At 69.4% G+C, this 14487-nt stretch carries 13 protein-coding genes; 6 read left to right on the forward strand and 7 right to left on the reverse strand.

What is annotated here, in order from left to right:
- Positions 1-76: 76 nt before the first annotated feature.
- The 4 genes from E1267_RS11085 to E1267_RS11100 are packed head-to-tail and all read right to left on the reverse strand — an operon-like array spanning position 77 to position 5725.
- Positions 77-2095 carry a KedN5 family methylcobalamin-dependent radical SAM C-methyltransferase gene (locus E1267_RS11085; protein ID WP_132332340.1) on the reverse strand — a complete coding sequence of 673 codons (2019 nt, stop codon included), beginning with the start codon at positions 2093-2095 and terminating at the stop codon, positions 77-79.
- Between the two features lie 42 nt (positions 2096-2137).
- Entirely contained in the window at positions 2138-3559 is a 1422-nt protein-coding gene (locus tag E1267_RS11090; RefSeq protein WP_132332341.1) for an acetyl-CoA carboxylase biotin carboxylase subunit, read from the reverse strand.
- Positions 3560-3572: 13 nt separating this feature from the next.
- Positions 3573-4055, reverse strand: a complete 483-nt coding sequence (accB, locus tag E1267_RS11095; protein ID WP_132332342.1) for an acetyl-CoA carboxylase biotin carboxyl carrier protein — start codon at positions 4053-4055, stop codon at positions 3573-3575.
- Positions 4052-5725: an acetyl-CoA carboxylase carboxyltransferase subunit alpha gene (locus tag E1267_RS11100; protein ID WP_246063722.1), complete on the reverse strand. Its 1674-nt coding sequence runs from the start codon at positions 5723-5725 to the stop codon at positions 4052-4054. The genes accB and E1267_RS11100 overlap by 4 nt, the downstream gene beginning before the upstream one ends.
- A 224-nt stretch (positions 5726-5949) precedes the next feature.
- On the opposite strand from E1267_RS11100, the gene E1267_RS11105 reads away from it, so the two are divergent.
- Together E1267_RS11105 and E1267_RS11110 are read left to right on the forward strand one after the other, a co-directional pair.
- Entirely contained in the window at positions 5950-7302 is a 1353-nt protein-coding gene (locus tag E1267_RS11105) for a nucleotide sugar dehydrogenase (RefSeq protein WP_132332343.1), read from the forward strand.
- Between the two features lie 4 nt (positions 7303-7306).
- Positions 7307-8287 carry an NAD-dependent epimerase/dehydratase family protein gene (locus E1267_RS11110; RefSeq protein WP_132332344.1) on the forward strand — a complete coding sequence of 327 codons (981 nt, stop codon included), beginning with the start codon at positions 7307-7309 and terminating at the stop codon, positions 8285-8287.
- On the opposite strand, the gene E1267_RS11115 is transcribed toward E1267_RS11110, so the two are convergent.
- Positions 8288-9418, reverse strand: coding sequence for a DegT/DnrJ/EryC1/StrS family aminotransferase (locus E1267_RS11115; protein ID WP_132332345.1), 1131 nt, complete (start codon positions 9416-9418; stop codon positions 8288-8290).
- Complete coding sequence (locus tag E1267_RS11120) at positions 9415-10023, reverse strand: dTDP-4-dehydrorhamnose 3,5-epimerase family protein (protein ID WP_246063729.1); 609 nt, start codon at positions 10021-10023, stop codon at positions 9415-9417. Before E1267_RS11120 ends, E1267_RS11115 begins: the two co-directional genes overlap by 4 nt.
- On the opposite strand from E1267_RS11120, the gene E1267_RS46255 reads away from it, so the two are divergent.
- From E1267_RS46255 to E1267_RS11130, 3 genes are all read left to right on the forward strand, one after another.
- Positions 9922-10137: a hypothetical protein gene (locus E1267_RS46255; protein ID WP_246063731.1), complete on the forward strand. Its 216-nt coding sequence runs from the start codon at positions 9922-9924 to the stop codon at positions 10135-10137. The two genes, E1267_RS11120 and E1267_RS46255, sit on opposite strands and share 102 nt — an antisense overlap.
- A 142-nt stretch (positions 10138-10279) precedes the next feature.
- The gene (locus E1267_RS11125) at positions 10280-10894 is read left to right on the forward strand and encodes a class I SAM-dependent methyltransferase (RefSeq protein WP_132332346.1); all 615 of its coding nucleotides are present in this window, start codon (positions 10280-10282) and stop codon (positions 10892-10894) included.
- 23 nt (positions 10895-10917) lie between these two features.
- Positions 10918-11886 (forward strand): amidohydrolase family protein, encoded by a 969-nt coding sequence (locus E1267_RS11130; RefSeq protein ID WP_132332347.1) that lies wholly within the window; start codon positions 10918-10920, stop codon positions 11884-11886.
- Positions 11887-12004: 118 nt separating this feature from the next.
- Here E1267_RS11130 and E1267_RS11135 read toward each other — a convergent pair whose 3' ends face one another.
- Complete coding sequence (locus E1267_RS11135) at positions 12005-12529, reverse strand: MarR family winged helix-turn-helix transcriptional regulator (protein ID WP_132332348.1); 525 nt, start codon at positions 12527-12529, stop codon at positions 12005-12007.
- 129 nt (positions 12530-12658) lie between these two features.
- Here E1267_RS11135 and E1267_RS11140 point away from each other — a divergent pair, with 129 nt between their 5' ends.
- Positions 12659-14260: a DHA2 family efflux MFS transporter permease subunit gene (locus E1267_RS11140; RefSeq protein ID WP_132332349.1), complete on the forward strand. Its 1602-nt coding sequence runs from the start codon at positions 12659-12661 to the stop codon at positions 14258-14260.
- Positions 14261-14487 lie beyond the last annotated feature (227 nt).

The raw sequence follows: 14487 nt of genomic DNA on the forward strand, positions 1-14487 counted from the left end.
GTCGCGCTCCAGGCGGCAATCGAGGAGCATGCTCCTCATGATCTTGAAGCGGGTCTGACGACCCCTGTTCAGCGGCTCACGAGCAGCCGCCGTGCTCCCGCAGGATGGGCAGGAGCCGGTTCGGCTCGGTGGGGAGGAGGTCCGGTCCGGCGTCCTCGGCGGCCATGGTCGCGGTCTTGGCAGCCGTCACCTGGTCCAGGGTCGTGCCCATGAAGTAGACGATCTCCTCGTGGTTCGTCGTCTCGGCGAAGCTCTCGAACCCCGTCTTGTAGTAGAGATCCACCCGCGTCGGAAGCGGTGACAGATCCGGGTCACGGCCCGCGCGCAACTCGGCCACGATCTGCGGCACCGGGAAGCCCAGTTCGACCCCTCTGCGCAGGTGGTAGCGCTCGCCCTCCACCTCGACCAGGGGCGGCGGCGGAGCCGTACGGCGCTCGCCCTCCTTGTGGTAGACCGGCAGGGTGAGCAGGTCGTACCTGAAGATCTCGTCGAGCAGGGCGGCGGTTCCGCCGGGCAGCGTCGGGCTCATCGACTCGGCCCACCACCGTCCCAGCAGGTCGCGGGCGTCCTCGCTGCCGTAGAGGTAACCGAGGGCGGGACCGTACGCCTGCTGGTCGGCGGCGGCCAGGGCCTGCGCCGTCAGCAGCGGCGCCGCCCGCGGGTCGTCGCTCTTCTCCACCCACGACTCGAAGTCACGCAGGATCTGGGACTGGGTCAGGCCGGCCAGCCTCAACGCCGGAACCCAGATGTTGCGCAGCACCATGTACTCCGCCATGATCCGCGCCCAGTACAGGAAGCGCTGCATGCGCTCGTTCTCTTCGAACGTCATCGTGTTGTGGCTGAGCACGTACTCGAAGTCGTCCGTGTCACCGCGGACGGAGACGATGCCGTATTGCGCCTTCTTCTCCGAGTACTCGGTGTTGGGCAACATCAGGAGCGGATAGACGGCGATGCGCGAGACCTTGCGGGCCAGGCGGTCGTAGCCCTCGAAGAAGGAGTCGATCGTCTCGCCCGGCGCTCCCCACAGCAGCTCGGCGTAGCATTCGAGGCCCTCTTCGCTCAACCAGGCGACGAGGTCCTCCCACGCGTTGACCTTCATGTTCTTCCGGTTCATCTCGCCCAGGGCGGTGTCACTCAGCGTCTGCAGGGCGAGGGTGAAGGAGCTGCGCAGCCCGGCCTGCTTCATCTTCCGCACGATGGAGTAGAAGACCTTGGACTTGTTCTTCGCCCACGAGCTCTCCAGAGCCTTCGGATAGCCGTACCGCCCGCGGATCTCGATCAGGTCGTCGACGAACTCCTCGTCGATGGGCAGCAGGCCGAAGTTGGCGTCGCACAACGCGATCGTGTGCACGTTGAGCTTGGCGAGGAGCTCCAGCTCCTCCCGCAGCCGGTGCCTGGAGAACGCCCGCACGCGTTGCCCGGTCGCGCCGCCCCAGTAACAGAACGAACACTTGTACGGGCAGCCGCGGTTGGTCTCCATCAGCGCCACGTCGTAGCGGAATCCGCCGTCGTCGCCGGTCAGTTCGATGGCCCCGGTGAGGATCGGCGACGGGATGATGTCGAGGTCACTGATCCGTTCCCGTTCCGCCGTCGTCACCGTGGCGCCGGACACGTCGCGAAAGGAGATTCCGGAGATCGCGTGGAGGTCGTGCCGCGAGCGGCCGTCCAGGCAGGCGCCGAGCAGGTCGCGGAAGACGAGCTCGCCCTCGCCGTTGACGATGACGTCGACGTCCGGGAACATGCCGAAGACGCGGTCGGCCTGGTTGGCCACGTGCGTCCCGCCGAAGATGATCCAGCCGTCGGGGTTCAGCTGTCTGAAGGTCTCCGCGAGCGTGCCGAAGGCCCGGTAGTTCCAGCCCAGGACCGAGCAGGCGAGAATATCCGGCATCTCTCCCCTGAACAGGTCGGCGGCCATGACGGGCAGCGTCACCGCGCCTCGGTAGTTGCAGATTCTGATATCTGCCCCAGCCGCTATCCGGGGCTCGGACAAAGCCGTGGACTTAAGATATCCAGCGGCCAGCGGCATGGACTCGTACGGCATGTCCCAGACGCCTTGCTGAAGAATGTTGACGACGATCCGGCCATCGGCTTGCATGTAGATCTCCCATCGCGATCTACTAAATCCCGAACAGTCCCATCAATAAACGACGGACCGCTCGCGAATAACTGGAGCCGGGTTGGCGCGACGGTCGAATGCGACGTCGCCCGGCTGGATCACTCCCATCTCGTCGATCAGCGCCGTGGTGTGCTTGGCCGCCCGGTACACCGGATGGCCGAGCACCTCGCGGAGGAAATCGCGGGTCGTGCACATTCCCGGTCCCTCGACGTGGAACTCCTCCAGCGCGCGCTCCGCCCGGGCGATGGCCTGGCGCCGGTCGGGAGCCCAGACGGCGACCTTGGCGAGCAGCGGGTCGTAGTCCGGCGTCACCCGCATGCCAGGCTCCCCATGGGTGTCCACCCGGACGAACGGCCCCGCCGGGGTCACGAACCGCCGCACGGTTCCCGGCGTGGGCAGGAAGCCCCGGCGCGGGTCCTCCGCGTTGACCCGGCACTCGATGGCCACCCCCCGGGGGACGATGTCCTCCTGCCGATGGGCCAGCCCGTATCCGGCGGCCACCTGCAACTGCTCGCGCACGAGGTCGATGCCGGTCACCATCTCCGTCACCGGGTGCTCCACCTGGATGCGGCAGTTGACCTCCATCGCGTGGAACCCGTCCTCGTCGTCGACGAGGAACTCGTACGTCCCCGCGCCGGCGTATCCCACGGCCTGGGCGGCCCGTACGGTGGCGGCGCAGATGCGGTCGGCCAGCTCGCGCGACAACCCGGGCGCCGGGGTCTCCTCGACCAGCTTCTGCCTCCGGCGCTGCACGGAGCAGTCGCGCTCGCCGAGGTGGATCACGTTGCCGTGGCCGTCGCCGAGGATCTGCACCTCGATGTGCCGGGCGTTGTCCAGGTATTTCTCCAGGTACACCCGGGAGTCGCCGAACGCCGTCTGGGCGCCGGCCCTGGCCTGGGCGTACTCGCGGGCCATGTCGCGGGGATCCCGTACGACGCGCATGCCCCGTCCCCCGCCGCCCGCGACGGCCTTGAGGATCACGGGATAGCCGATCTCGGCGGCGAGCGAGCGTGCCTGCGCCAGCGTCGCCAGCGGCTTGGAGCTGCCCGGCAGCACCGGCAGCCCGGCCGCCCTGGCGATGTTGCGCGCCTCCGCCTTGTCGCCGAGCCTGGCCAGCACGGAAGGGGCTGGGCCGATGAAGATCAGCCCCGCGTCCTGGCAGATCTCGGCGAAGTCCGGGTCCTCGGACAGGAAGCCGTAGCCGGGATGCACCGCGTCGGCCCCTGCCTGCAGGGCCGCCGTGACGAGCGCGGCCGGGTTGAGGTAGCTGCGCCGCGCCTCCGACGGCCCGATGCAGACCGTCTCGTCGGCGAAGCGGGCCACCATGGAGTCCCGGTCGCTGTCGGAGCACGCGGCGACGGTGCGGATGCCGAGCTCACGGCAGGTACGGGCGATGCGCAGCGCGATCTCGCCGCGGTTGGCGATGAGAACCGTCGAGAACATGCGTTCCTCTCGTTCAGTGGCCGCTGTCCGGGTCGTGGGGTTCGAGCACGAACAGGGACTCGCCGTACTCCACCGGGTCGCCGTTCTTCACGAGCACCTCGACCACACGGCCTGGCCTGTCGGCGTGGACCGCGTTCATCAGCTTCATCGCCTCGATGATCGCCACCTGCTGTCCGGCCTCGACCGTGTCTCCGACCTCGACGAACGCGCTGCTCTCCGGGGAGATCGCGCGGTAGAACGTGCCGACCAGGGGCGCCTCGATCACGATGGCGTCGGGCGAGTCGCGCGCGTCGGCCGGCGCGGTCCCCGCCGCCGCGCCGTCGGCCTGGGGTGCGCCGGGGTCACCGGCCTGGACCGCGACCGTACCGGGCCATTCGAGTTCGACGCTCATGTCGCCCGCCTGCACGCGTACACGTTTCAGCGGGCCGGGGGCCGTGTTGAGGATTTCGCCGGCGTGCCTGCACAGCTCGCCGATGCTGGTGTGCTCGTCGGTCATGTGTTCCTCGCGTCCTCGATGCCGTAGCGGCGGAAGCGGCGCCTGCGGCGTTCCACCAGTTCGCGGGGGGGCAACGGGGTCAGCTCGGACAACATCGCGCCCAGGGCGGCGCGCAGGGTCTCGGCCGCGGCCACCGGGTCCTCGTGCGCCCCGCCCGCGGGCTCCGGCAGGACCGCGTCGACGATGCCCTGCCGGAGCAGGTCGCGGGCGTCGAGCCGCAGTGCCGCCGCGGCGCGGGGCGCCTCGCCCCGGTCCTTCCACAGGATCGCCGCGCAGCCCTCGGGGCTGATCACCGAATACACCGCGTTGGAGAACGCGAGCACCCGGTCCGCGACCGCCAGCGCCAGCGCGCCGCCACTGCCGCCCTCGCCCGTGATCACGGACACGACGGGCACCTTGAGCCCCGACATCAGCCGCAGGTTCTCCGCGATCGCCCACGCCTGGCCGCGCTCCTCCGCCTCGACGCCGGGATGCGCCCCCGGCGTGTCCACCAGCGTGACGACCGGCAGGCCCAACTTCTCCGCCAGCCGCATCAGCCGGGCCGCCTTGCGGTAGCCCTCGGGCAGGGCCATGCCGAAGTTGCGGCTGACCCGCTGGGCGGTGTCGTGGCCCTTCTGGTGCCCGACCAGGACGATCGGCCGGCCGTCGAGGCGGCCGAGGCCGCCTATGATCGCGGGACAGTCGCCGGAGAGCCGGTCGCCCTTCAACTCCTGGAAGTCGTCGAGCAGGTGGTAGACGTAGTCGAGCGTGGTGGGGCGGCCTTCATGCCTGGCCAGGCGCACCACGTGCCAGGGCTCGTGCTCCGGCAACTCGCCGGGGTCACGGACCAGCCGCGCGGTCCTGGGCCCGCGGGCGTGCGGCGCGTCCTGGCGCACCATACCGAGCAGCGCCCCGAGCACGGGCCGAAGGGCCGACCGCGGCACGACGGCGTCGAGGAAGCCCCGCGCCTGCATGAACTCGGCGCTCTGGAAGCCCTCCGGCAACTCCTGACGGATCGTCTGCTGGATCACCCGGGGCCCGGCGAAGCCGATGCGCGCCCCCGACTCGGCCAGAATGACGTCGGTCAAGGTCGCGAAGGACGCCGCCACGCCGCCGTAGGTCGGGTTGGTGACGAGCGAGATGGTCAGGATCCCCGCTTCGTCCAGCTCGGCCAGCGCCTGTGCCGTCTTCGCCATCTGCATCAGGGCGTAGGTGCCCTCCTGCATACGAGCGCCGCCGGAGGCGGTGACCAGGAGCAGCGGCGTGCGCGTGCGCAGCGCCGTCTCGCAGGCCCGGACGATGCGTTCACCGACGCCCGCACCGAGGCTGCCGCCGAGAAACCGGAAGTCCATGACAGCGGCGATCACCGGGTGGTTCATCACCGAGGCGGTGACGCAGGTGACCGCCTCACCCGCGCCGGTACGCTCGCGGGCCTGCCTGAGCCGGTCGGGATACGGCAGGGAGTCGGTGAACCCGATCGGGTCATCGACGGTCGAGGGGGACTCGAAGGGCACGATCGAACGGTCGTCCAGCAGGTGCGCCATCCGTTCCGACGCGTGCAGCCGGGAATGCGCCCCGCAGCCCGGGCAGACGCCCAGATCGCGCTGGTGTCGCTTGACATAGACGAGTTCGCGGCACTCGGGACAACTGATCCACTGTGCCGCCTCGGAGGTCTCCGTATGCACTCCCACGCCCAGCAGCTTGATCCGGGCCTCTCAACGACCACTGGTCAACGGCTGTAGGGGCGGCGTCCGGCGGCGGCCGTCGCTCCACGGGTCCTCGAGCGACCGTGGAGTGCGACCTTCGACACTCCGGCCTGTGTCCGTCGGAACTTCGGTGGGATCGCACGTCATGCGTCCGCACGACGACATGCCGCGGCGACGGGCCCCGTACATCGAACCGCAGGGAGTTCCCTATGCGTTTTCTTCCCGACTCGCGCGAGCCGAGAGTGGCGATCGTGGGTTTCGGCTACGTCGGCTGCTGCCTCGGCGTGACGCTGGCCGAACAGGGCCTGCACGTGACGGGCATCGACCGTGATGCGCGGCTGATCGCCCAGCTGGAAGAGGGGCGGTGCCACATCTCCGAGCCCGGGCTGGCCGAGGCCCTCACGCGGCTGCGCGGCACCTCACGGCTCGCCTTCAGCACCGGCTACGACGCGATCGAGGGCGCCGACGTCATCGTCATCGCGGTCGGCACCCCGATCGGCGAGGACCGCTCACTCGTCACGCGGCAGCTGGAGGAGGTCTGCGCCGAGCTGGCGCCCCGGCTGCGCCGCGGCCACCTGGTGGTGCTGAAGAGCACCGTCGCCCCTGGCACCACCCGCGGTCTCGTCCGGCCGCGGCTGGAGACCGGCGGGCTGGTCCAGGGCGACGATTTCGGCCTGGTCTTCTGCCCGGAACGGCTGTCGGAGGGCAACGCCCTGTCCGAGTTGCGGGCGCTGCCCATCATCGTGGGCGGCTGCGACCCGGAGAGCACGCACTCGGCCACCGAGTTCTGGAAGCGGGCACTTGACGTACCGGCGTGGGAGTACACCTCCCCGGAGGTGGCCGAGATCGTCAAGCTGGCCGACAACTGGTGGATCGATCACAACATCGCCCTGGCCAACGATCTGGCCCGGCTGTGCGACGCCTTCCATGTCGACGTCCTGGAGGTGATCGGGGGCGCCAACTCGCTGCCCAAAGGCGGCGGTCACGTCAACATCCTGCTGCCCAGCGTCGGGGTGGGCGGCTACTGCCTGACCAAGGATCCGTGGATCACCTGGAACGCGGCCCGCGAGCACGGGGTACGCCTCAGAACCGTCGAGACGGTGCGCGCGGTCAACGACGCGATGCCCGGCTACACCCACGAGACGATCTGCGCCGAGCTGGCACGGGCGGGACGGCACCCGGACGGCGCGAAGGTCGCGGTGCTCGGCGCCGCGTTCAAGAACAACACCGGCGATCTGCGCAGCACGCCGGTCAAACCGGTCGTCGACGGCCTGCTCGCCGCCGGCGTCACGGTGTCGCTCCACGACCCGCTCGCCGATGCGGAGGAGCTCCGCGCGCTGACGGGCGTCGAGCCGTCGGCGTCCCTGGAGGAGGCCGTGGCCGGCGCCCACTGCCTGGCCGTGCTCGCCGGCCACGAGCCGTTCCAGCAGCTCGACTTCGCCGCCTTGCGCGAACGGGTCTCGACGCCATGCCTGATCTTCGACGGGCGGGCCTACTACCCGCAGGAAACCATCGAGCACGTGCGGCGGCTGGGCTTCACCTACCGCGGAATCGGACGGTGAGGGCATGTCCAGGATCGTGGTCACCGGAGGATGCGGGTTCATCGGCAGCCATCTCGTCGAACGGCTGGCCGTGGAGGGGCACGAGGTGATCGCCTATGACACGTCGTCGCCACCGCCCGACACGCCGCTGCACAACCTGAGCAGCGTCCGCTACGTCAAGGACGACATCACCCACGAGTCGTCGCTGGCGAACGTGATCACCTCCGACGTCGACCTGGTGTACCACCTGTCGGCCGTCGTCGGGGTCGACCGCTACCTCCGGCAGCCGCTCGACGTCATCGACGTCAACGTGCTCGGCACCCGCAACGTCCTGCGCAGGGCGCTGGAGGCCGGCGTCAGGGTGGTGGTGGCCAGCACCAGCGAGATCTACGGCAAGAACCCCCAGGTTCCGTGGTCCGAGGAGTCCGACCGCGTGCTGGGCGTCACGTCGGCCGATCGGTGGACCTACTCCACGAGCAAGGCGCTGGCCGAGCACATGACGTTCGCCCTCGTCCGCGAGCAGGGGCTCCGCGCCACGGTGGTGCGCTACTTCAACGTGTACGGCCCGCGCCAGAGGCCGGCGTACGTGGTGAGCCGGAGCATCCAGCACGTCCTCACCGGCCGGGCGCCGGAGATGTACGACGGCGGCGACCAGACCCGCTGCTTCACCTACGTCGACGACGCGATCGAGGGCACCGTCCGGGCCGCGTCGAGCCCGGCCGCGGTGGGCGAGTGCTTCAACCTCGGTTCCCACAAGGAGACCACCATTCGCGAGGTGATCGAGCTGGTAGGGGAGGCGGCGGGGTTCACCGGCCGCAACGACCACCTGGACACCGGGGCCGCTTTCGGGGCCGCCTACCAGGACATCGAGCGCCGGGTCCCCGACACGGCCAAGGCGCGCGCGATGCTCGGCTGGCAGTGCGCCGTCCCGCTGCGGGAGGGCATCGCCAGGACGATCGAGTGGGCCCGGCAGAATCCCTGGTGGCTGCACGGGCCCGCCGACTGATCACCATCCGGCCTTGATCGTGTCCACGATGTGCCGGCGGTCCTCGTCGGACACCCATCTCCCGACCGGCAGGCACACCAGCTGCTCGACGGCCCGGTCGAGCCCTGGCAGCAGGGACGCGTACCGGCGCAGCGCCGTGTGACGGTCGTTGCGCTCGTGCACCTGGCTCACCATGACGCCGGCCTCGGTCATGTGCTTGATGAACGCGTCCTTGCCCCGCACCAGCAGCGGGTAGACCCAGAAGGAGGACTGCCTGTCGGCCGCGCGCTCGGTGACCCGCACCCCGTCGGCCGTGGCCAGCTCGCGGTCGTAGAAGGCGGCGTTGTCGCGGTAGCGGCGGATCACCTCGTCGGTCTCCGCCAGGTTCGCCAGACCGATGGCCGCGTTGATGTCGTTCATGTGGAACTTGTAGCCCCACTCCGGGATGTCGGCGCGGACCAGGCCGCGTCCGGGCGCCGAACGGTCGATGCCGAACCACCTGAGCCGCCTGGCCCGCTCGGCGAGCTGCGCGTCGGGCAGCACCATCAGCCCTCCGTCGCCGGTGGTGAAGTGCTTGACCGACTGGAAGCTGTAGACCGCCACGTTGCCGTGGTTGCCCAGCGGCGTGCCGCGGTAGGTGGCGCCCCACGCATGCGCGCAGTCCTCGATCACCGGCGGGCGGAAACCGTACGCGGCCTCCGCCTCGTCCAGGATGTCGCTGAGGCGGGCGAGGTCGACCGGATAGCCGGCGAAGTGCACGATGACGATCGCCCTGGTGGCCGGGGTGATCTTTCTGGCCAGGTCGTCGAGGTCCACGTTGAGCGTCATGGGATCCACGTCGACCCACTTGGGACGCAGGCCGTTGGCGAGGATCGCCCAGTTGGCCGCGACCATGGTCAGCGGCGTGGTGAGGACCTCGCCTCCGTCCGCGCCCGTGCCGGTTCCCGTAGGGTCGGTCACCAGCCGCAGGGCGAGGTGCAGGCCCGAGGTGCCGCTGTTGACCGTGGCGACGTACGGGTTGCCGATGCGCTCGCGCAGCGCCTGCTCGAACTCGTCGACCACCGGCCCCTGGCCGATCATCCCGCCGGCGAGCACCCGGGACACCGCGGCGCCCGCCTCCTGCGACATCTCCACCCGCATCAAGGGGATCACGCGTGCCTCCCCGCGAGCGCGTCGGCTTCCCCGCACAGCTCCTCATGGCGTGCGCGGCAGTCGGCGTAGCGAGGCAGCACACCGCGTTCCCTCGCCTCACGCAGGCTGGGAGCGCCGCGGTCCTTGGTGGACAGGAGCCGCTCGCTCTCCGGCGGCCACGGCAGCGCCAGCTCGGGGTCGAGCGGGTCGACCAGGATCTCCTTGTGGGGCGCGTACGTGCTGGAAACCAGGTAGACCACGGTGGCCTCCTCAGTCAGCGGCGCGAAGGCATGGGCCTGCCCCTCCGCGAGGTACAACCCGTGCCTGTTGCCGTCGCCCAGCCGGACCGCCTCCCACTCGCCGAACGTGGGCGAGCCGACCCGGATGTCGACGACGATGTCCAGGATCTCGCCATGAGGGCAAGTGATGTAGCGGGACTGCCCGGGCGGCAGCGAGAAGGCGTGGATGCCCCTGATCGTGCCGCGCCGCGATCGCGAGCAGTTCACCTGCGCCACCCTCAGCGGGTGACCGACGGCCTCGCGAAAGGCCGGCTCGCTGAAAACCTCCAGAAACTCACCCCTGGCGTCCGGGAAAATCTCCGGCTTGATCAGGAAAGCACCGTCGATTCCGAGTGGGTCGATTTGCATTTCGCGCCTTTCTCACCTGATCGTCATCCGACAACAGTGAATATGCCAGCGTCGATGGGCGCGGGCAATCCCCGTACGCGGCTCTGCCGATAGTCGAGCGCGGCACCAGTGAGAAGAGATTCCGTTTCTAGCGGAAGTCACCAGGATAACGCCGTGCACCGTTCCCAGAAACGGCGCCGGACAGCGGACCCAGCCGTCCGGCATTCCGAAAATGCGATCGCGGTAAAGGGACGTCATGCCTAAGTCATGGTCGTACAGCTTCCAGTACAAGACCGGGATGGCCCGCTGGGCCGGGCGCCTGGGACTCGAACTGCGGGACCTGGTGACGTCGGGCCGGATATCCCCCGAGACGCATCCACGGGTCGTGGACCTCGGCTGCGGGCGCGGCGAGGCCGCCATCTTCCTCGCCAAGCACGGTTTCCGGGTCGTGGGAGTGGACTTCTCCTCCATGGCGCTGAACGAGGCCAGGGCGGCCGCGGCCAAGGAGGGAGTCGCCGACCGTTGCCGGTTCGTCGAGGGCGACCTGACCGCTGCGCACATCCCCGGCGTGGAGGGGGCCTTCGACCTGGTGCTCGACCTGGGAACGCTCGACGACCTGCAGGGACGGGCCCGGGAGGCGATGGCCGCCACAGTCAAGCGGCTGTCGGGCCCCGGCAGCCTGTACTTCCTGTGGTGCGTGCACCACGACGGCGATCTGCCGTTCACCCTCAAGGGCATCCTGCTGCGGCTCAACCCGAAGCTGGTGCCGGGCGAGGAGGACGACCTCTTCGGCGACGTCTTCAAGATCGAGCGGCTGCCCTCGCCCCCGCCGTCATCGTACTTCGCCGGATTCCTCATGACCCGTCAGTGAACGCACACGGAAAGGCAGGCAGCGTGACCGGCCCATGGCGCATCGACACCCACAATCACGCCGTACCACCGAAGATGCAGCGGTGGGCTGTGCAGGCCGGCATCCTGCCGCCCGACCAGTCGAAGTGGCCGACCTGGGCGCGCTGGAGCCAGGCCGCCACCGAGCAGGTCATGGAGGAGAACGACATCGCAGCCGCGGTGACCTCCTCCCCCGCGCCGTTCGAGGTCTTCAAGGACACCGCCCAGGTCGCGACCGGCGCCAGGGTCATCAACGAGTCGCTCGCCGACCTCGTCAGGGAGCAGCCGCAGCGGTTCGGCTTCTTCGCCTATCTGCCGCTGACCGACGTCGACGCCGCGCTGGCCGAGGCCGACTACGCCCTCGGCACCCTCGGAGCCGAGGGCGTGCTCCTGTTGACGCACGTGAACGGCACCTATCTCGGCGACCCGTCGTTCGAGCCGCTCTTCGCCGAACTCGACCGGCGGCGCGCGGTGCTCTTCGTGCACCCGCAGTTCCTGCCAGGAGGCACACCGCCGGGAATTCCCGACTTCATGGGCGACTTCCTGCTCGACACGACCAGGGCGGCGCTGAGCCTGATGATCGGGGGCACCCTGGAGCGGCACAGGAACCTGTCGGTCATCCTGTCGCACGGAGGCGGCTTCCTGCCGTACATGGCGGCGCGGATCGACTCCCGCTCGCATGACGAGGAAGGCGTGGACCCCGCGACCCTGCGCTCCTACGTGCGGCGCTTCTACTACGACACCGCCATGCCCACCTCGCCGTACGCGACGCCGACACTGCTCGCGGCCGCCGACCACTCGCGCATCCTCTACGGGACCGACTACAGCATGCGGACGGCCGAAGCCACCCGATACGTGACGGACGGGCTGGCCGGCGACCCGGTGATCGGGCCGCAGTTGCACCGCGCGATCGAGCGCGACAACGCGCTGCGCCTGCTCCCGTCGCTGGCCGAGCGGATGAGCGTCACCGTCTGACCACGGGCCGCCGCGCGAGTTCGGCGGCCCGCCGCACCCCCGGGCACCGGGCCGGAACCGCTCGGCCGCCTCATCCCGGTCACGCCTGCGGGTCACGCTTACGGGTCACGGTTACGGGTCACGGCTGTGGGGTCTCGGCGCCACGTACCGGCGACACACCGTTGCCCTCCACGAGGGTCTCGCCCTGCCTGATGCGGTCGGCCTGGCGCGCGTGCCGGCTGACCGTGGCCCGCAGGAAGTCACGGATGAGGACGAGTTCTTCCACGGTGTGCCCGGCGAGCCCGGCCTCGTCCTCCTCGCTCAGCTGCCCCCACACAGCCTGCGCGACGTACTCGGCCTGCGGGGTCGGCACGACGGTCACCCGGCGCCGGTCGTTGACGTCGCGGACCCGCCGGGCGTAGCCGGCCCGCTCCAGCCGGTCGATCGCAATGGTGGCCGCGCTGGGGGACAGGCGGGCCGCGCCGGCCAACTCGCCGGCCGTCATCGGGCCGAGCGCGAAGACACAGCCCATGCAACGCATGTCTGTCCGGTTGACACCTAAACGCGCCGCCGCTGCCTCGTCCACCGCGTCCGAGACGTTCTGCAACTGCATGACGGCGACCTGGACCTCGTCGACAAGCGACTTCCACACATCCTTTGACATTTAAAATATCCATGGATTAGACTTATTAATTGTCAAAGTATACATCTATCTTCCTGGGAGTACAGCCTGTCGCGAGGTGACGACCTCGACAGGACGCACCGGGACCAATCCCTCCAAGGAGGTGTGAGGATGAGCCAGCGCCGCGGGAACCCATGGATCGTCATGGTGACGCTCTGCATCGGGTTCTTCATGACCATCCTGGACACCACGATCGTCAACATCGCGATCCCCGACATCCTCGAAGATCTGGACGCGACGATCAGCGAAGTGCTGTGGGTGATGAGCGCCTACATCCTCGTGGTCGCCGTACTCGTGATCACGGCCGGCCGCCTGGGCGACATCGTCGGACCCCGCAAGGTCTTCATCGCCGGCATGGTCCTTTTCACGGTCGCCTCCGCGCTCTGCGGAGCCGCCATGGAGCCCTGGCAGCTCATCGCGGCCCGGGCCCTGCAGGGCATCGGCGCCGCGTTGATCACACCGCAGACCCTCACCATCCTGACCGGGGTCTTCCCACCCGAGAAGCGCGGCCTGCCCAGCGCCATCTGGGGCGTCACGGCGGGCGTGGCCGGTCTGGCCGGCCCGACGCTCGGCGGGCTGCTCGTCGCCGAGGGCAACTGGCGCTGGGTCTTCTACGTCAACGTGCCGCTCGGGCTGGTCACCATCGCCATGGCCTTCGCCCTCATCCCCGACGTCCGCCCGGACAAGCGCCTCCGGCTCGACATCACCGGGGTCGTCCTGGCCAGCGCGGCGCTCGGGGCGATCACGTACGGGCTGCTGGAGGGCGACCGCTACGGATGGGGCACGATCACCTCCTTCCTCAGCATTCCCCTGGTCCTCGCGGCCGGCCTCGTGCTCCTCGTGGTGTTCCTGGCGACGCAGGCGCGCGTGAACGACCCCCTGATGCCTCTGGGGATCTTCAGGGACCGCGGCTTCTCACTGATGAGCTTCGTGGTCGTCGCCGTCTCCTTCGGCATGATGGGGTTGTCGCTGACCCTCACGATCTACCTGCAGCAGGTCCTCGGGCTCAGCGCGCTCCAGGCCGGACTCACGCTCGCGCCGACCGCGCTGGCCATGATGTTCTCGTTCCCCGTCGTCGGCTTCCTGATCGACAAGATCGGCGGGAAGTACGTGCTCATCTGCGGCCTGGCCCTCTACCCGGTCAGCCTCGCGCTCATCGGCAACACGGCGCGGACCGACTCCGGCCAGTGGTCGCTCCTTGGGCCGCTGATCCTGGCGGGCATCAGCCAGGCGGCCGCATTCGCCCCGACCGTCACGATGGCCATGCAGGACGTGCGGACGGAGTTCGCGGGGGCCGCCTCGGGCGCCTTCAACGCGGTCCGCCAGCTGGGCTTCCTGATCGCCGTCGCCGCGATGGGCGCGGTGCTGCAGAGCCGCTTGACCAGTGAGCTGCACGGCGAGGCGGAGCGCCAGGCGGCACAGCTGCCCGGTGAGTTCAGGGAGGGCTTCGTCGACGCCGTCACCTCGGCGGGCGGCAGCATCGATGCGGGAGCCGGCGACGTGCGGTTGCCCGCCGGCGCGAGCGGTCAGCTCGCCCAGCAGATGCGGGAGATCGCCCAGTCGGTCTTCGACCAGGCCTTCGTCGGCGCCCTGCGCTTCACGCTCCTGACCTGCGCCGCAGTGGTGGTCGTCGCCTGCCTGCTCAGCTTCGCCGCCAAGCGGCCGGACCCCGCGAAGGCGCCCACGGCCGAGGAGGAACCGGCCCTGATGTGACCGGTCAGCCGGTCGTTGCCGCCACGCATCCGTTCACGACATCACAGGGGGACGGACCGGGAGGAAGTCGGCGCCTGCCACGATCACTTCCGGCCTCGGCTTCGAGCGTTTCTCTAGTAATAATCAAGGGTAATGCTCGAGGATCGTCTCCGGTGTCCCGATCAAGAAAATAAAGGCGCGTTCTCAACAAGGAATAAGCGCTCCCCGGTCACCAGTCACAGCAGACG

The organism is Nonomuraea longispora, from assembly GCF_004348345.1.
GTDB lineage: Bacteria > Actinomycetota > Actinomycetes > Streptosporangiales > Streptosporangiaceae > Nonomuraea > Nonomuraea longispora.